General features: G+C 39.1%; 14 protein-coding genes and 1 pseudogene. 12 read left to right on the forward strand and 3 right to left on the reverse strand.

What is annotated here, in order from left to right:
• Positions 1–34 precede the first annotated feature (34 nt).
• Positions 35–1,975: an oxidoreductase gene (locus ACFSR0_RS04875; protein WP_379980466.1), complete on the forward strand. Its 1,941-nt coding sequence runs from the start codon at positions 35–37 to the stop codon at positions 1,973–1,975.
• 232 nt (positions 1,976–2,207) lie between these two features.
• Positions 2,208–3,347: an AbrB family transcriptional regulator gene (locus tag ACFSR0_RS04880; protein ID WP_379980468.1), complete on the forward strand. Its 1,140-nt coding sequence runs from the start codon at positions 2,208–2,210 to the stop codon at positions 3,345–3,347.
• Positions 3,348–3,393: 46 nt separating this feature from the next.
• Here the strand turns inward: ACFSR0_RS04880 and tatC are convergent, their stop codons facing one another.
• Both tatC and ACFSR0_RS04890 read right to left on the reverse strand, forming a co-directional pair.
• The gene (tatC, locus tag ACFSR0_RS04885; protein ID WP_379980470.1) at positions 3,394–4,104 is read right to left on the reverse strand and encodes a twin-arginine translocase subunit TatC; all 711 of its coding nucleotides are present in this window, start codon (positions 4,102–4,104) and stop codon (positions 3,394–3,396) included.
• 136 nt (positions 4,105–4,240) lie between these two features.
• A pseudogene (locus tag ACFSR0_RS04890) lies at positions 4,241–4,414 on the reverse strand (twin-arginine translocase TatA/TatE family subunit); the annotation flags it as partial.
• A gap of 283 nt (positions 4,415–4,697) precedes the next feature.
• Here ACFSR0_RS04890 and ACFSR0_RS04895 point away from each other — a divergent pair.
• The 8 genes from ACFSR0_RS04895 (at position 4,698) to ACFSR0_RS04930 (ending at position 11,628) form a co-directional block, all read left to right on the forward strand.
• Positions 4,698–6,176: an FTR1 family protein gene (locus tag ACFSR0_RS04895; protein WP_379980472.1), complete on the forward strand. Its 1,479-nt coding sequence runs from the start codon at positions 4,698–4,700 to the stop codon at positions 6,174–6,176.
• Positions 6,173–7,330, forward strand: a complete 1,158-nt coding sequence (efeO, locus tag ACFSR0_RS04900) for an iron uptake system protein EfeO (protein ID WP_379980474.1) — start codon at positions 6,173–6,175, stop codon at positions 7,328–7,330. The genes ACFSR0_RS04895 and efeO overlap by 4 nt, the downstream gene beginning before the upstream one ends.
• 26 nt (positions 7,331–7,356) lie before the next feature.
• On the forward strand, positions 7,357–8,667 hold the full coding sequence (gene efeB / locus ACFSR0_RS04905; protein WP_379980476.1) for an iron uptake transporter deferrochelatase/peroxidase subunit: 1,311 nt from the start codon (positions 7,357–7,359) through the stop codon (positions 8,665–8,667).
• Between the two features lie 130 nt (positions 8,668–8,797).
• Positions 8,798–9,316, forward strand: coding sequence for a ClbS/DfsB family four-helix bundle protein (locus tag ACFSR0_RS04910; RefSeq protein WP_379980478.1), 519 nt, complete (start codon positions 8,798–8,800; stop codon positions 9,314–9,316).
• Between the two features lie 117 nt (positions 9,317–9,433).
• Positions 9,434–9,562, forward strand: a complete 129-nt coding sequence (locus ACFSR0_RS04915; protein ID WP_379980480.1) for a hypothetical protein — start codon at positions 9,434–9,436, stop codon at positions 9,560–9,562.
• Between the two features lie 56 nt (positions 9,563–9,618).
• Entirely contained in the window at positions 9,619–10,287 is a 669-nt protein-coding gene (locus ACFSR0_RS04920; protein WP_379980482.1) for a DNA alkylation repair protein, read from the forward strand.
• 356 nt (positions 10,288–10,643) lie between these two features.
• Positions 10,644–11,174 carry a macro domain-containing protein gene (locus ACFSR0_RS04925; RefSeq protein WP_379980520.1) on the forward strand — a complete coding sequence of 177 codons (531 nt, stop codon included), beginning with the start codon at positions 10,644–10,646 and terminating at the stop codon, positions 11,172–11,174.
• Positions 11,164–11,628: a YbaK/EbsC family protein gene (locus tag ACFSR0_RS04930; RefSeq protein ID WP_379980484.1), complete on the forward strand. Its 465-nt coding sequence runs from the start codon at positions 11,164–11,166 to the stop codon at positions 11,626–11,628. Before ACFSR0_RS04925 ends, ACFSR0_RS04930 begins: the two co-directional genes overlap by 11 nt.
• Positions 11,629–11,732: 104 nt before the next feature.
• Here the strand turns inward: ACFSR0_RS04930 and ACFSR0_RS04935 are convergent, their stop codons facing one another.
• Complete coding sequence (locus tag ACFSR0_RS04935) at positions 11,733–12,827, reverse strand: iron-containing alcohol dehydrogenase family protein (RefSeq protein ID WP_379980486.1); 1,095 nt, start codon at positions 12,825–12,827, stop codon at positions 11,733–11,735.
• 325 nt (positions 12,828–13,152) lie between these two features.
• Between ACFSR0_RS04935 and ACFSR0_RS04940 the strand changes: the two genes are divergently transcribed.
• Together ACFSR0_RS04940 and ACFSR0_RS04945 are read left to right on the forward strand one after the other, a co-directional pair.
• Positions 13,153–14,565 (forward strand): ABC transporter substrate-binding protein/permease, encoded by a 1,413-nt coding sequence (locus ACFSR0_RS04940; RefSeq protein WP_379980522.1) that lies wholly within the window; start codon positions 13,153–13,155, stop codon positions 14,563–14,565.
• Positions 14,558–15,280: an amino acid ABC transporter ATP-binding protein gene (locus ACFSR0_RS04945; RefSeq protein WP_379980488.1), complete on the forward strand. Its 723-nt coding sequence runs from the start codon at positions 14,558–14,560 to the stop codon at positions 15,278–15,280. The genes ACFSR0_RS04940 and ACFSR0_RS04945 overlap by 8 nt, the downstream gene beginning before the upstream one ends.
• Positions 15,281–15,295: the final 15 nt, after the last annotated feature.

Consider the following 15,295-nt stretch of genomic DNA (forward strand, 5'->3'; position numbering starts at 1 on the left):
AACGATATCAGTTTGAAAAATTAGGAGGGGAAAAATGTATACGAAATTATTTGAACCAGGAAACATTGGATCGGTCGAAATAAAAAATCGAATCGTCATGCCACCAATGGGAACCAGTCTCTCAAGTTTTACAGGAGAAGCGACCGATGAAGTGATTCGTTATTATGAAGAGCGGGCAAAAGGTGGCTGTGGATTAATCATTACGGAAATTGCTAGGATTGATGATGAAACGGGGATTGGTGAACCCGGTCAACTAAGTGTTACTTCTGGTAAATATATTCGAAAATTGGTTCAACTGACCGAAGCGGTCCATAAATATGATGCGAAGATCTTCTTGCAACTTCATCATCCAGGTCGGCAAGTTACCAGATCCTTATTGAATGGTGTCCAACCAGTGGCACCTAGCGCAATAGCCTGTAAGGTCGTCAATGAAATGCCACGTGCTCTGACAACTGAAGAATGCGATGAGCTAGTCAAGAAATTTATTACTGGTGCAGCGATTGCCCAACTGTCTGATTTTGATGGGGTTGAGTTGCATGGAGCTCATGGGTACCTTATTAATGAATTTTTAAGTCCATATACCAATAAAAGATCGGATAAGTATGGAGGAGATTTCACTAAACGACTAACCTTTTTAACGAGTATCGTGAAAGGAATCCAACAAGTATGTGGTCCAAAATTCTCGATTTCTGTTCGATTAAGTGCAGATGAGTTTCTTGACGGTGGCTTAAAGATTGAAGACACCATTCAAATTTCAAAAGTTTTGGAAGAGCTAGGTGTTTCCGCTATTGATGTCAGTGCAGGAACGTATGAATCAGGATATGCCGTTATTGAGCCACAATTTCTTCCAGAAGGTTGGAAGAAGCATTTAGCGAAGGCAATTCGTGAACAAGTATCTATTCCGGTGATTGCTGTCAATAATTTGAAGTATCCAAAAACCGCAGAGTTATTGCTAGAGGAAGGGGTTTGTGATTTTGCTTCGTTCGGAAGAGCCTTCTTAGCAGATGCACATTGGCCGAATAAAGCCCAAGCTCATCAGGAAGAGCTGATTCACAAATGTATCGGGTGTTTGCAATGTTTTAAGACGGTATTTGGGGGCAAACCGATTGAATGTACGGTTAATCCAATCGTCGGAAGAGAATTGCGTTATAACGAGCAAACCTTGATCAAGGATGGCGCGAATCGTTCAGTGATTGTTGTAGGTGCAGGTCCTGGCGGGATGCATGCTGCTACCATATTGGCGAAAAGAGGATATGCAGTAACGTTAGTAGAAAAAGAAGATCGCTTAGGTGGTACATTAAATACTGCTGAACAGCCACCTGCTAAGCAAATGATTGGAGAACTTATCAAGACACTTTCTTGCGAAGTAAAAGAAGCAGGGGTGCATGTTGTATTGAATCAGGAAGCAACGGTAAACTGGCTGGAACAACAGCAGCCTTATGGTATCGTTATTGCTTGTGGAGGCAACCCAATTATTCCACCTATTGAAGGAGTGACACTTCCTCATGTGGTGACAGCCGAAGATGTACTTTTGAAGAAGGTCACAATTGACAATCAAAGAGTAGTCATTGTTGGTGGTGGTGTGACCGGATTAGAAACAGCGGAAGTCATGGCAAATACAAACGAAGTAACCGTGATTGAAATGGCAACAAGTGTCGGCAATGCTTTGTATACGAGTAATCGGATGATGTTACTCAACCATTTGCAAGAGGCTGGAGTGTCGATTCAAACCAATCGCATGCTGGCGCAAATTTCGGAAAAAAATGTTTTGTTGAAGGAAACAGGAAAGGAAATCGAACATCATTTACCATGTGATATGGTGGTATTGGCACTAGGTGTGAGTCCACGCAAATCATTCGTTCAAGAAATTCGCCAAGCATTTGACCATGTTATGGTTGTCGGCGATGCGCATCAGCCAGGTCAAATTGTTGATGCTATGAAAGAAGCCAATGACAAAGCCTACGTTTTTAGCTAATTGAAGTGAAATGAAAAAGAATAATGTCTCTTTTGAATGTGGATCCTTCTACATTTAAAAGAGATTTTTTTGATTGTATAGCTGGGGTTGTATTGACAAATACAGTAATTTTTGCAAAAAAGCTGGATTGCACGCTTTTTAGAAAATGGGTATCTAGAGAAAAAGCTGGTGATGTTTTTTTGGTGTTTTTAGCTGTTTTTTCTAGAAGTTAACCGTTTTCTAGTGATTGCTTGTGTTAATCTTAACTTGTTTCTTTAAATTTTTAGGTAGGAATAAAAGGAACGTACAAGATAAAGTAGATGAAGGTGTTGATAATGTGGTCGTAGGATGTATTGTAACATTTGTTGTTGGATTATTAGGTGGATTTATTGCAAAAAAGCTTGGCATGCCTGCACCATTTATGACTGGCAGTATGTTGGCAGTGGCGTTGTTTTCGATTGTATTTGCACAGGCAATGATGCCCAGCACATTGAAAACAATCGCACAAGTTATAAGTGGAGCCTATATTGGACAACAAATAAGCAAACAAGACATTTTCTACTTACCTAAAATAGGAAAGCCCATTTTATTTTTAATGGCGCTTTTCACAGTAAATATGTTTCTGATGGGTTGGATTTTTCATGTATTTTTTGATATGGATTTGATTACTGCTTGGTTAAGCTGTATGCCGGGAGGAATTATGGATGTCTCTCTCATCAGTATCGATATGGGAGCGAAGTCGGAGATTGTTGCGGCCATGCAGTTGATTCGCTTGGTGGGTATGCTGCTGATTTTACCATATTGGATTATGCTTATTATGCGTCGTTTTGGTCATGAGCAGCTGAAGTCTGGACAACGACAGCAAAAGAAAACTGCTGTGAAAAAAAATTGGAACGAGCCCATTAATACAGTAAAAAATGATACGCTGATTCTTTTCATTGCGACTTTGGGTGGGGGGCTAGGTGTTGTTTCAGGAATTCCAGTGGGAGCCCTAATTTTCTCTTTATTTTTTTCTGGAGCATTAAAAATTGTTAAAAATACGAGTCAAATTAACGGTAAGGTTCGCTATACCGCACAAATCTTAGCGGGTTCAATTATTGGTAGTTCGTTTTCGAGAAGCAGTCTTACACAACTCCATTCCCTCATCATTCCAGCTATCATCCTGTTATGTAGCTATCTAGTGATCAATGTCCTATTTGCGGTCGTGATTTATAAACGAGGTGTTTTCGATTTACAATCAGCATTATTTGCTTCCTCTCCAGCAGGAGCTACGGATATTTCTTTAATCGCAGGGGAATTGGGAGGCGATATGTCCAAAATTGTTGCTATTCAGATCAGCCGTACTGTTTATACAATCGTCATTTTACCGACTATCATTCGCTTTTTTCTCTAATTTTTCCGCAGTTCATGGAAGGGGGGGATCTGAAGGACTAGTCATTCTATTCATTAGGTGCGGTTCTTTTTTCTAGTCTTACAATAAACAACAGACTAATCTCATATAACAAAATTAAGGGAACGGTCATCGCAAGATGGGACATAACCTCTGGTGGGGAGATTAGTCCTGCAATGACGAGAATTGTAAAGTAGGCGTATTTCCGTTTCTTTTTGAGTTGGTCCGCACCAACTAGGCCAATGCGCGCTAAAAAAATAATGACCAGCGGGTATTGAAATAAAATCCCAAACCATAAAAGGACTTGCGTGAGTAATTGAAGATAGTCAGAGAAAGTAACCAATACATTAAACCCAAGGCTGGTAGAAAAACGAATGAGGCTGTTCACGATAATCGGGAAAATAAAAAAATAAGCAAAAATACCACCCGTCAAAAACATGGTTAAGACGAGAGGAAAGTAAAATTGACCGATTTTTTTCTCTTGCTCATACAGGCCGGGTTTAATGTAGGCCCATAGTTGCCAAAAGAGTAGCGGGAGTGTGAACAAAAGAGCCAGTAATGCGGCTAAATTTAGGTATACTTCCAATCCTTCTGAAATACGGATTGTGTAAAAATGGAAGGTAGCCGGTAATTGCCGCTCTTGCAAAGCTAAAACCCAGGGAACAATCCAAATACAAGCAATAAAAAAGAATCCAAAGAAAAAGAAGCCAACTAAAATTAAACGACGTCTTAATTCAATTAAATGTTCAAGAAGGGTCATGTTCACTACTATCCTTGATCATACTTTTGTCGATTGAATCATCGTTTTCACTTACTGTTCGTGTAATCTTGTAATGAGGGGCTTTCCTTTCAATTGAATGTACTTTGATGGTAGGTGAGACAGTCGATTTGACTGTTTCTTTTTGTTTTTCTAACTCTTCCTCATCATTGGAAACCAATCCAGCAGTTGCCTTTTTGAATTCCCGCAGAGTTTCCCCTAATGATTTTCCTAGTTCAGGTAGTTTTTTGGGACCGAATACCAACAAACCAGCGCCGACAATTAGTGCGATACTTCCAGGACCTAGAGCCATTTTATTTCTCCTTTTCATGATAATGATTATCATTCTCTTTTTTGATGATGGTAGAACACTTTTTGGTTTCTGTCAAGAAACGTTTTTGGAAAAAGAATACTTTCACCAAAAAGGGTTGAGAACACTGTGAAAATTAGTAACTGGAGTTCCGATAAACTATGTGAAAAAAATAGAAATTACCAGTAAACTTACCTAAAAATATATTGACTTATGGTCTTTCTCCTTCTAAAATGAGAATGGTTATCATTATCATTTAATTATTTTTAAGTAGGAGGAGTGAAAAGTGTCACTTATAGTGGGGCGACGAACACGAAGAGCTGTGTTAGGACGAAAAGCATTTATAGTTGGTATTTTCTTTTTTTTCTCTTTTTTATATGCCCCTTTCAGTCATGCTGAAACAATCTCAGTGACGAATGAAGAAAAAGCTGCAACAGTAACGATTGATCGAGTTGAATCAGATGATTGGGAAGGGGCAAACGAGGCCTTTCAGCCCATTAAGCAGTGGTGGGTTCACTCGAAACAACCAATGAAAGAGGTTAGTGGGGAGTTGGCTCAAAAAATTGATTTGGCCATTGCTCAGACCACTATTTACTTGTTGAACGAAGATAAGAAGGGAACGCTAGAGGGCATCGCGACTTTGCAAAATGCTTTTTCGTCCTATCAGATAGGCGATTACGTTGATAATGAAGGGCATATGAAACTGACGCTATCGCTTTACATTCATAAGTTAAACCAACTTGGCCAGCATATTGAAAAAAGTGATTGGGTTCAAGCACAGGCGTTGATTGATGAATTAAATACGCAGTGGTTATCTGTCGAAGGCGATGTTGTCAGTCGTTCACAAGAGATTTATGACAATACAGAAAGAGATTTGTTGTTATTACAAAATAGTATTGTCAAAGAGCAGAAGGAACAAAGCCTTTCTCTAGTGAAAAGCCTTGTTCAGGAATTATCCTCCATTGATTCCACTGAGTATTCACTATTTGATGTGGCAATGATTCCTTTTCGAGAAGGTTTAGAGGCACTTTTAGTAGTTTTGATGTTGCTTTCTGTCGGCAGAAGATCGCATGAAAAAAAGGCCAAGAAATGGATTTTAGCCGGAAGTTTTCTTGGCGTGTTGACAAGTATTCTTTTGGGGCTTTTTGTTGCTTTTGTTCTATCCGTGTTGTCTTTCGGTAAACAAAATAATTTGATTAATGGATTCGCTGGGATTTTTTCGAGCCTCATGCTACTTTATGTTGGCCTTTGGATGCATCAAGCTTCGGATGTAAAAAAAATGACCAATCGCTATCATACGAAAACAAAACAAGCGGTAGAAACGGGCAATTTTTTCTCATTAGCCTTGTTGGCTTTTTTAGCTATTTTAAGAGAAGGGTTAGAGATTGTTGTATTTACGATTGGAATGGCTGGTAAGATGAGTTTTGAAAAATTGTGTCTTGGCTTTGGGCTGGGTTTATTGTTCTTGGCAGTGATTGCGACACTAATCATACTGTTTGAACGAAGACTACCGTTGCATGTATTTTTCTTATTTTCAAGCGCCATTATTTTTTATTTAGCCATAAAATTTATGGGCTCTGGCATTCATAGTTTGCAGCTAGCTGGTCACATACCAAATACTAGCTCGGACTTTTTGCCATCCTTCACGCCACTTAGTATCTACCCATCTTGGTACAGTTTCATTCCACAACTTACGCTCGTTATTATCACAATCGGTTATGTTTGGATAAATTATTTGAAAAAGAAAGAGGAGAAAAGAAGATGAAAAATAAAAAGATAGTCCTTTCGTTGGCAATTGCTGGTATTTTATTAGGAGGTTGTGCAACGCAAACTTCGGGAAAAAAAGCAACAACTACGAGTAGCGAAAAAACTACCAAGGTTGAAAAACAAATCAAAAATGAAGTTTCCAAAATGTTGAACGAATTGGAAGAGGTTCAAGCAAGTATCTCCAAGAAAGATGCTGGGGAGTTAACATCTACAGCTAAGACCATGCATAAGCATTGGTTAGATTTTGAGAATACGGTTCGTTCCGAATATCCTTTAGAGTACACCAATGTTGAAAAATTCGAAACACCGATTTATTACGGATCACAGTATGACGCACCAGATTACGCATCTTTATCAGAAAATGCAAGCAATTTAAAAGATGCACTTGAATCTTTAGAAAATGCGAAAAAGACCAAAGAAAAAACGTCTGAGGTGCTAGATACAGCCGTTAAAAATTATGTATCATATGTTCAAGAGCAAGCAACAGAACTCGTTTCAGCAACAAAAGTGTTCACCGATGCGGTGAGAGCCGGAGACATTGAAAAAGCAAAAGAAAATTATGTGAAATCCCGAGTGTATTACGAACGAATCGAACCAGTTGCCGAAAGCTTTGGAGATTTGGATCCTGAAATCGATGCCCGAATTAACGATGTTGATTCTGAAGCAGATTGGACTGGTTACCATGTTATTGAACGTGCGTTATGGGAAAAAAAGACAACAGATGGTATGACAGAATACGCCAATAAACTGGATGAAGATGTCGCTAAATTGCAAGAATTGACGAAAAAGCTTGAGTGGAAACCTAAAGATATGGTCGCAGGAGCGATGGAATTATTAAATGAAGCTGCTACCACCAAAATTACGGGTGAGGAAGAAGCATACTCTCATACTGATTTGATGGATTTGGCTGCCAATGTTGAAGGGTCAAAAGTTGTCTATCAAGCCATTATTCCCGCATTAAACGAAAACGATCCTAAGTTAGCAGATCAGTTGGATAGTCAATTTAATACTATGGAAGACCTGTTAGCTACGTATCAATCAGGTGATAGCTACGTTCCTTATACACAACTGTCAGAAGATCAAATTCGTAAGCTGAGCACAAGCCTTTCAAACCTTTCAGAGTTGATGTCACAAACTGGGAAAATCTTCTAATTTAAAGAAAGAAAAGAGGAAAAGTGATGACTGAAGAGGAAAAAAAGCAAGGGAATGAAGCTGATAAAGGGCAGAAAAAGCGGGTTCAAGGAACCGATGAAGGGGAATCTCTGTTAAAAAAGAAATTTTCTAGAAGAGATATGCTGAAATTATCTGCGCTAACAGGAGCAGGAATAGCAGTTGCAACATCAGGAGTCGCTTCTACTTTGGATTTAATTCAGCACTTTTCACAAGAAAGTACCGAAGAAAAAGAAAACAATCAGATTATTTCTATGTTTGGCAAGCATCAACCTGGAATTATTACGGAACAACAAACCTATTGCTATCTTGTTGCGTTTGAGTTGCTAACTGATGATAAAGCTGAATTGGTCTCATTACTTCAGGATTGGACCCTTTTTGCGCTGAAAGCTACTAAGGGCATTCAAGTCAAAGATTCTTCCAATGATTTGCTACCACCAAACGACACGGGAGATAGCATTGGTCTTGGGGCACAAAAACTGACTTTGACAATTGGATATGGAGCAACCCTTTTTGAAAAAAATGGTGTGGATCGTTTTGGAATTAAGAATAGAAAACCATTATTTCTAAAAGATATTCCTAAATTTGCCCACGATTCTTTAGAGGATGACTATTCTGATGGTGATATTCTTTTTCAATCTTGTTCCAATGATCGACAAGTAGCCTTTCATGCCATTCGCAACTTGATCCGGATTGGATCTGGAAAAGTACAAGTCAAATTTTTAGAGGATGGTTTTATAAAAGGAGCGAAAAAGGAAACTCCGAGAAATCTGTTTGGGTTTAAAGATGGAACCTGTAATGCTGATCACGATAGTCAAAAAGGCTACAAAGAAGTCGTATGGGCAGAAAATGATGAACCGACATGGTTTCAAGGAGGTAGCTATTTAGGCTATCGAAAAATTCAAATGTTTTTAGAAGTTTGGGACCGCTCTAGCTTGTATGACCAAGAAAATACATTTGGACGGAATAAAATGAGTGGCGCGGCTTTTGGACGAAAAAAAGAATTTGATGAAGTGATTCTTTCAAAACAACCGAAAGATTCACACGTCTACCTTGCGAAAAAAACGGAGCAACAAATTCATCGTCGAGCCTATTCTTATCAAAATGGAATTCAGTCAAAAACAGGAAATATTGATGCGGGTTTACTGTTTATTTCCTTTATGAAAGATCCTTTTAAACAATATGTGCCAATGCTAAAAATAATGGGTGAAAAAGATGCTCTAAACGAATACACAAAACCAATAGGAAATGGCTTGTATGCTTGTCAAAAGGGTTTGTCAAAAGGGGAGTACTTTGGACAACAATTATTTCAAGCGTAAAAAGAACGAACAAAGTTACATTGCTAATGTGTAAAAGAGAAGTCGGAGAAAACGCGACTTCTCTTTTTTTTCTCAGCAAGCAATGGTTAGTGTATAATTAAGAAAAAGTTTTCAGAAAGGGCTTTTAAAGATGCGAACGTATCAGAACAAATCGGACTTAAAAAAAATGATTCAGCTTACTTTTCAGAAATACCTAGCAGAATTTGAAGCAATCCCTGAGGAGCAAAAAGATCAAAGAATAGAGGGTGTTGATCGTACGCCTGCTGAAAACTTAGCTTATCAGGTTGGCTGGACGAACTTATTACTAAAGTGGGAAGCAGACGAAAGTGCTGGGAAAATTGTTGTCACACCGACTGAACAGTATAAATGGAACCAACTTGGCGAGCTATATCAGTGGTTTAATGACACCTATTCTTCGCTAACGCTCGCTGCATTAAAAGAGCAGCTCACTTTAAATGTCGACGAAATCTGTGAATGGATAGAAAACCTGTCAGAGGAAGAATTATTTTCACCGCATCAACGTCAGTGGGCAGATAATGCCACGAAAACAGCTGTTTGGGAAGTCTATAAATTCATTCATATCAATACCGTTGCGCCTTTTGGAACTTTTCGAACAAAAATTCGCAAATGGAAGAAACTAGCAGGGTAGTCTAATTTTTTGCTGTAAGAATGTAGATGGAAGGGCATAGACTAGTGTTTGTTCTTGTAACTTTACCGAAAATTAGGTATTCTTTTGATGGACTGATAAAGATGAGAAGGTGAAAAAATGGATACGAAAGAAAAAATGAAGGCTTTGATTCAAAAAAAACAAGGGGGCGGCCGTTCTGAAAAAATGGCGATACCTAAAAATGATCGCAAACATATGCGCAAGGGGCCAAAAATTTATAATAAGTAAAGAAGGCGGATAAGTGATCATCATTTATCCGTTTTTTGCTAGAATGAAGGGCTAGTATGTATGAAGAAATCATCCAAATCTTGAATGAGCATCGCTGTGCAACAAATGCAGAAAAACAAGCCGCTTATCTAAAAAATCACTTTGTTTTCTTTGGAATTGCCACTCCGGAACGAAGACAGCTGATGAGACCTTATCTAAAAAGCTGGAGCCAGTCCTCCAAGATTGATTGGCAGTTGCTGACTAACCTGTGGCAAACAGATTATCGTGAATGCCAGTATGTCGCATTAGATTTTTTGCAAAGTAGTCAAAAACAACTTATTTTTGAGGACGTTGAGCGGATGTTGCCGATGATTCAAACAAAACAGTGGTGGGACTCGATTGATTGCTTTGATCAATTACTTGGCACGATTGGTTTGAGTGACGCCCGAGTCGGTTCACTAATGCTTCAATGGGCGGAGGCAGATGATTTTTGGCTGCGACGAATCGCCATTGACCATCAATTAGGAAGACGAGAACAGACCAATGAGCAACTTTTAGCAGCTATTATTTTAAAAAACAAGCGGGAAACGGATTTTTTTTTCAAGAAGGCCATCGGTTGGGCATTGAGGGATTATTCAAAAACGAATCCGGAGTGGGTCAAAAAGTTTATTGAGCAAAATAAAGACCAGCTGCAATCATTAAGTATTAGAGAAGCGATGAAGCATGTGTTATCCAAAAAGGAGTGAAAGAGATGTCAACTTCGCAACAAGTAAACCTTGAAATAAAACGGGCATTCATGAATTGGCGACAAGGAGGAGAGGGAAAAACGATTCTTCCTATTTTACGTGTACTGCATCAAGCATACGTTCGCAATCTTCCCATTTTTTTGGTAACAAAGGAAGAGCAATCAACTTCTGTTTTTCTCTCTTTAGCAGAACCGAATCTTGGAAAAGATGCAATGACACAACAAATCTGTGTTCTCGCAATGCAACGTTTTGTAAACAAATTAATTGAGGATGCAACCGTCCAAACGATTATTCTTTTGGTAAATGAACAAAGCTTGTCCATACCAAGAGCTTCTTTTTTGACGATTAGCCATCCCATAAAGCCTCATGTTGAACTGTATCCGCACAGTGTTTTAGAAGCTCAAGTGGGTGCAATTGTCAATGCTGCCAATTCATCGTTACTAGGCGGAGGTGGTGTCGATGGTGCTATCCATCGTGCTGCTGGACCAGAACTTTTGGTGGCTTGTCGGAAATTACATGGGTGTCAGACAGGCGAGGCAAAGTGGACGCCAGCCTATCTACTGACCAATTCAGATGGCATTATTCATACAGTTGGCCCCATTTACCATGGTACCAAGGATGATGAGGAATTACTGATTGCTTGTTACAGGCATTCATTAGATCTCGCAGCTCAACATGGTTGTTTTAGTGTTGCTTTTCCAGGAATTTCGACTGGTGTTTATGGTTACCCACTATCAAAAGCAGTGATCGTTTCATACAATGCTGTTATCACCTGGCTGAAGGAACATCCCGAAAATCCCATCAATGTTTACTTTTGCTGCTTTAAGGACAGCGAATATCAATGTTATCGGAATTATATTGAAGGAGTGAAGGCCAATGGCGATTGAGCGTGTTCGGCAATATTTTGCCCCGTTTGGTTTAACGAAAAGAATCCAAGAGTTTCCGACTTCCAGTGCAACAGTGGCACTGGCAGCAAAAGCTTTGAATTGTGAAGAGGAGCGCATTGCGAAAACCCTCGCCTTTCAAGTGAATCAAGCAGTGATTCTAATCGTCACAGCAGGCAATCAAAGAATTGATAATAAAAAATTCAAAACACATTTTCAAAAACGTGCCAGAATGGTTCCATTTGATCAGGTCGAAGAAGTTGTCGGTCATGCAGCGGGTGGCGTTTGTCCATTTGGCGTTCATGCAGGAGTAAAGACATATTTAGACCAATCGTTAAGTAGCTTTGAGACAGTGTTTCCAGCTTGTGGCAGTGCCAATAGTGCTATTGAGTTATCCATAGAAGAATTAGTTACGTATTCAAAGAGTCTAGGATGGGTTGATGTCTGTAAGCCTTGAACGAAAATAATTGATGAAAAAAGAACCCATGAGCAGGGATACAAATCAAAGTGACTTGTTCCATACTCATGGATTTCTATTTTTATCATGTTGTACTTAGTAGGTTAATGGGTTGTATCTTTCATCAGTTCTTCTAATTGCTTCATTGCCTGAACCACCACGTCAGGTGAGATTTCTTGCGCTAAAAGATGAATACTTTCTTCTGGGATGGTTGCTCGTTTCGCCACACGTTGGAAGTCTTCCTCACTGAAAGACATATTCATGTCTGCTAAACAAGTTGGTAAGCCGAGTTCATGGTAAAATGGCAGTAATTGCTCTATTTCTGTCAGATTTCCTTCAATTACTAATTGAACAAAGATACCGTAAGCTACTTTGTAACCGTGTAGTTGATGATGACTTTCTGGAATCATGGTAATCGCATCATGAATGGAATGGGCCCCTGCTGTTCGACCATATTCATCACCAAAGCCCCCGACCATACCAGCTAGTAGGATATTGGTTTCAATGACTGTTAAAAAAGCTTCATTGATTTGTTTTGTTTCCATTGCTTTTAAGGCGTCATTACTGAAAGTCAGTAAGTTGTCACGACAGTTTTTGGCTGCAAAATACGCGACTTGAACTTCGACGGGAAGGCTGTCCAATTGACGAATAATGGCATCTCCTTCATACCACTTGGCAAGCGTATCCGCAATGCCGGCAATGAGTAGTTTTCGAGGAGAAGATAAAATGACAGCAGGCTCTATTAATACCAAAGCATTGGCTTGCGGGAAGATATCAAAACGATCCATCGAGCCATCCTCAAAGTACATAACACTTAGAGGAGTGTAGGCTGCACAAGTGGATGCTAAGGTGGGTAGAATTAAGACCGGGCATCGTAATTGATGTGCGGTTTGTTTGGCTAAATCGGATATCTTTCCACCACCAACAGCGAGAATAGCTTCCGCATCTATTTCTTGGAATAAGGTGAGTAACTCTTGCACACGAGTATCAGTACAAATACCTCCATAGTATTCAAAGGTTATTTCGAAATTTTTTAAATCAGGAAAATAAGGTTTCGCTGCCTCCCAAGAGTCATTTCCGTGTAGAATCAGTAATTTTTTGATTTTTCTTCTGGTTAGATGAGTTGGCAATGTTGCCCAGGCGCCTTCATGGCAGATATATTCTTGCGGTGCACCACGCACAATCAAGTGATTCGTCATTGAATAGTCACACTCCTTTATTATGTATTATTAATAGTAGTGCAAGTTTTGAAAGCTGACAAGAAATATTTAGAAAATATTGACAAAATTCCCTCATTCGCATTGATATCAAGATAGAACAAACGCTGTAGAAACACTTGTAATTGGCTTTTGTAGAAGAATGCCTTCATTTGAAAAGTCTTTCCAAGCAATTTAGGGTGTGCTATTATGATAGTGTTACACTATGAATTTTTATACATGAAATGAATGATTTAAAAGGGGAGAATACGACGTGAGTAAAAAGCAAAAAAAATGGGTGTTTCTTTTGTTAACTTGTTTGTTAGCAATGGGGAACCTGCTATCAATAAGAACGGTTCATGCCGAGGAAAACGATGCACAGTACCAAAAGATAAAGGATTCAGGTGAATTAATTGTTGGTTTATCAGCGGATTATGCACCCTATGAATTCCACGCGGAAGTAGATGGAAAAGATAAGATTGTTGGCTTTGATGTATCGATTGCTCAAAAAATTGCGGACGACCTAGGAGTAAAATTGAAAATCGAGGAACTTGGATTTGATGCCCTACTTGGTGCATTGAAGACGGGCAAAATTGATTTGATTATATCTGGAATGACGCCGACTGAAGAACGACTAAAAGAGGTTGATTTTTCTGATCCATATCTTACCTCGTCACAAAAAGTAATTATTCGCAAAGCAGACAAGGAAAAATACAAAACGGTTACGGATTTTAAAGGAAAGTCTGTTGGGGCCCAAAAACAAACCACACAGGAAGAGTTGGTGAAAAATGAACTTGTTGGTGCTATCCCAGTATCTCTGCAAAAAGTACCTGACTTAATCTTAAACTTAACCAACAAAAAGGTTGAGGGTGTTGTCTTAGAACAGCCTGTAGCTGAAGCCTATGTTGATCGTGATCCCGCTTTGGCATTAGCTGATGTCAAGTTTGAAAATGGGACCAAGCAAACGGCAATTGCCATGCCCAAAAATAGCCCAGTGTTGAAAGAGAAAATTAATGCTTCTATTAAAGAAATCAATGATAAAGGCTTAATGAAAACTTATCAAAAGCAAGCCAATCAACTCATGTTCCAAAAAGATCAAAATTTCTTTCAAAAATACTACAAGTACTATGTTAGTGGTGCGGGTTACACCATCTTTTTAGCCATCATTGGTGTACTTTTCGGCGCAATTTTTGGTTCAATTTTAGCGTTAGTAAAACTTGGAAAACTACGAGTGTTGCGTTGGTTGGCAACAGCTTATATTGAATATGTTCGGGGCACGCCACTTTTAGTACAAATTTTTATCGTGTATTTTGGATCAGGTATTATAGGGATTGATTTATCAAAACTTGCAGCAGGTTGTATCGCTTTGGCTTTGAACAGTGCTGCATATGTAGCTGAGATTATTCGAGCTGGCATTAGCGCAGTAAACAAAGGGCAAATGGAGGCCGCACGTTCTTTAGGAATGAATCAACGACAAGCGATGCAGTATATTATTTTTCCGCAAGCCATTAAGAATATTTTACCTGCTTTAGGAAATGAATTCGTCACAGTAATTAAAGAATCATCTGTGGTATCAGTGATTGGTGTTTCTGAACTGATTTTCCAAGCTGGCAATGTTCAAGGTGCAAGCTTCAAACCATTTTTACCATATGTTATCGTTTCTTTGATTTATTTTGTGTTGACCTTTAGTTTGTCAAGATTATTAGGTGTTGCTGAAAGGAGAATGAATACGAATGATTAAAATAGAAGATTTGCATAAAACCTTTGGAAAAAATGAAGTATTGAAAGGAATTAATTTAGAAATTGAAGCGGGCGAAGTGGTGGTCGTGATTGGTCCTTCTGGAAGTGGTAAGAGTACGTTTTTACGGTGCCTAAACCTGCTCGAAACACCGACTTCTGGTCGAATTGAATTCGAGGGAACCAACTTACTTGATAAAGGCGTAAATATTGATCAATTACGACAAAAAATGGGGATGGTTTTTCAAAGCTTTAATTTATTTCCCCATAAAACCGTCTTAGAGAACGTAACGATTAGCCCAATCAAAGTAAAAAAAGAGGCAGTTTCTTCAGCCAATGAAGCCGGCTTAAAATTATTAGAACAAGTTGGTTTAAGAGAAAAAAGCGACGCTTACCCGGCTAGTTTATCAGGAGGTCAACAACAACGGGTAGCAATTGCGCGTGCTTTGGCTATGAATCCGGATGTGATGTTGTTCGATGAACCAACTTCCGCTCTCGATCCAGAGATGGTAGGGGAAGTATTAGCCGTTATGCAAAATTTGGCAGAAAATGGGATGACCATGGTTGTCGTAACCCACGAAATGGGCTTTGCTCGCGAAGTAGCGGACCGCGTCATCTTTATGGATGAAGGGGTGATTCAAGAAGAAGGAACGCCTGAAGCAATCTTTTCTCACCCTCAAAATGCCCGCACACAAAGTTTTTTAAATAAAGTCTTGTAATAAGGAAATAAAGGA

Source organism: Enterococcus camelliae, assembly GCF_042685105.1.
Taxonomy (GTDB): Bacteria; Bacillota; Bacilli; order Lactobacillales; family Enterococcaceae; genus Enterococcus_G; species Enterococcus_G camelliae.

Bases quoted from the DNA above. Each gene is read 5' to 3' on its own strand.
- efeB (WP_379980476.1), top strand. From the start codon at position 7,357: ATGACTGAAGAGGAAAAAAAGCAAGGGAATGAAGCTGATAAAGGGCAG.
- ACFSR0_RS04910 (WP_379980478.1), top strand. From the start codon at position 8,798: ATGCGAACGTATCAGAACAAATCGGACTTAAAAAAAATGATTCAGCTT.
- ACFSR0_RS04915 (WP_379980480.1), top strand. From the start codon at position 9,434: ATGGATACGAAAGAAAAAATGAAGGCTTTGATTCAAAAAAAACAAGGG.
- tatC (WP_379980470.1), bottom strand. From the start codon at position 4,104: ATGACCCTTCTTGAACATTTAATTGAATTAAGACGTCGTTTAATTTTA.
- ACFSR0_RS04945 (WP_379980488.1), top strand. From the start codon at position 14,558: ATGATTAAAATAGAAGATTTGCATAAAACCTTTGGAAAAAATGAAGTA.
- efeO (WP_379980474.1), top strand. From the start codon at position 6,173: ATGAAAAATAAAAAGATAGTCCTTTCGTTGGCAATTGCTGGTATTTTA.
- ACFSR0_RS04875 (WP_379980466.1), top strand. From the start codon at position 35: ATGTATACGAAATTATTTGAACCAGGAAACATTGGATCGGTCGAAATA.
- ACFSR0_RS04940 (WP_379980522.1), top strand. From the start codon at position 13,153: ATGGGGAACCTGCTATCAATAAGAACGGTTCATGCCGAGGAAAACGAT.
- ACFSR0_RS04920 (WP_379980482.1), top strand. From the start codon at position 9,619: ATGTATGAAGAAATCATCCAAATCTTGAATGAGCATCGCTGTGCAACA.
- ACFSR0_RS04930 (WP_379980484.1), top strand. From the start codon at position 11,164: ATGGCGATTGAGCGTGTTCGGCAATATTTTGCCCCGTTTGGTTTAACG.
- ACFSR0_RS04935 (WP_379980486.1), bottom strand. From the start codon at position 12,827: ATGACGAATCACTTGATTGTGCGTGGTGCACCGCAAGAATATATCTGC.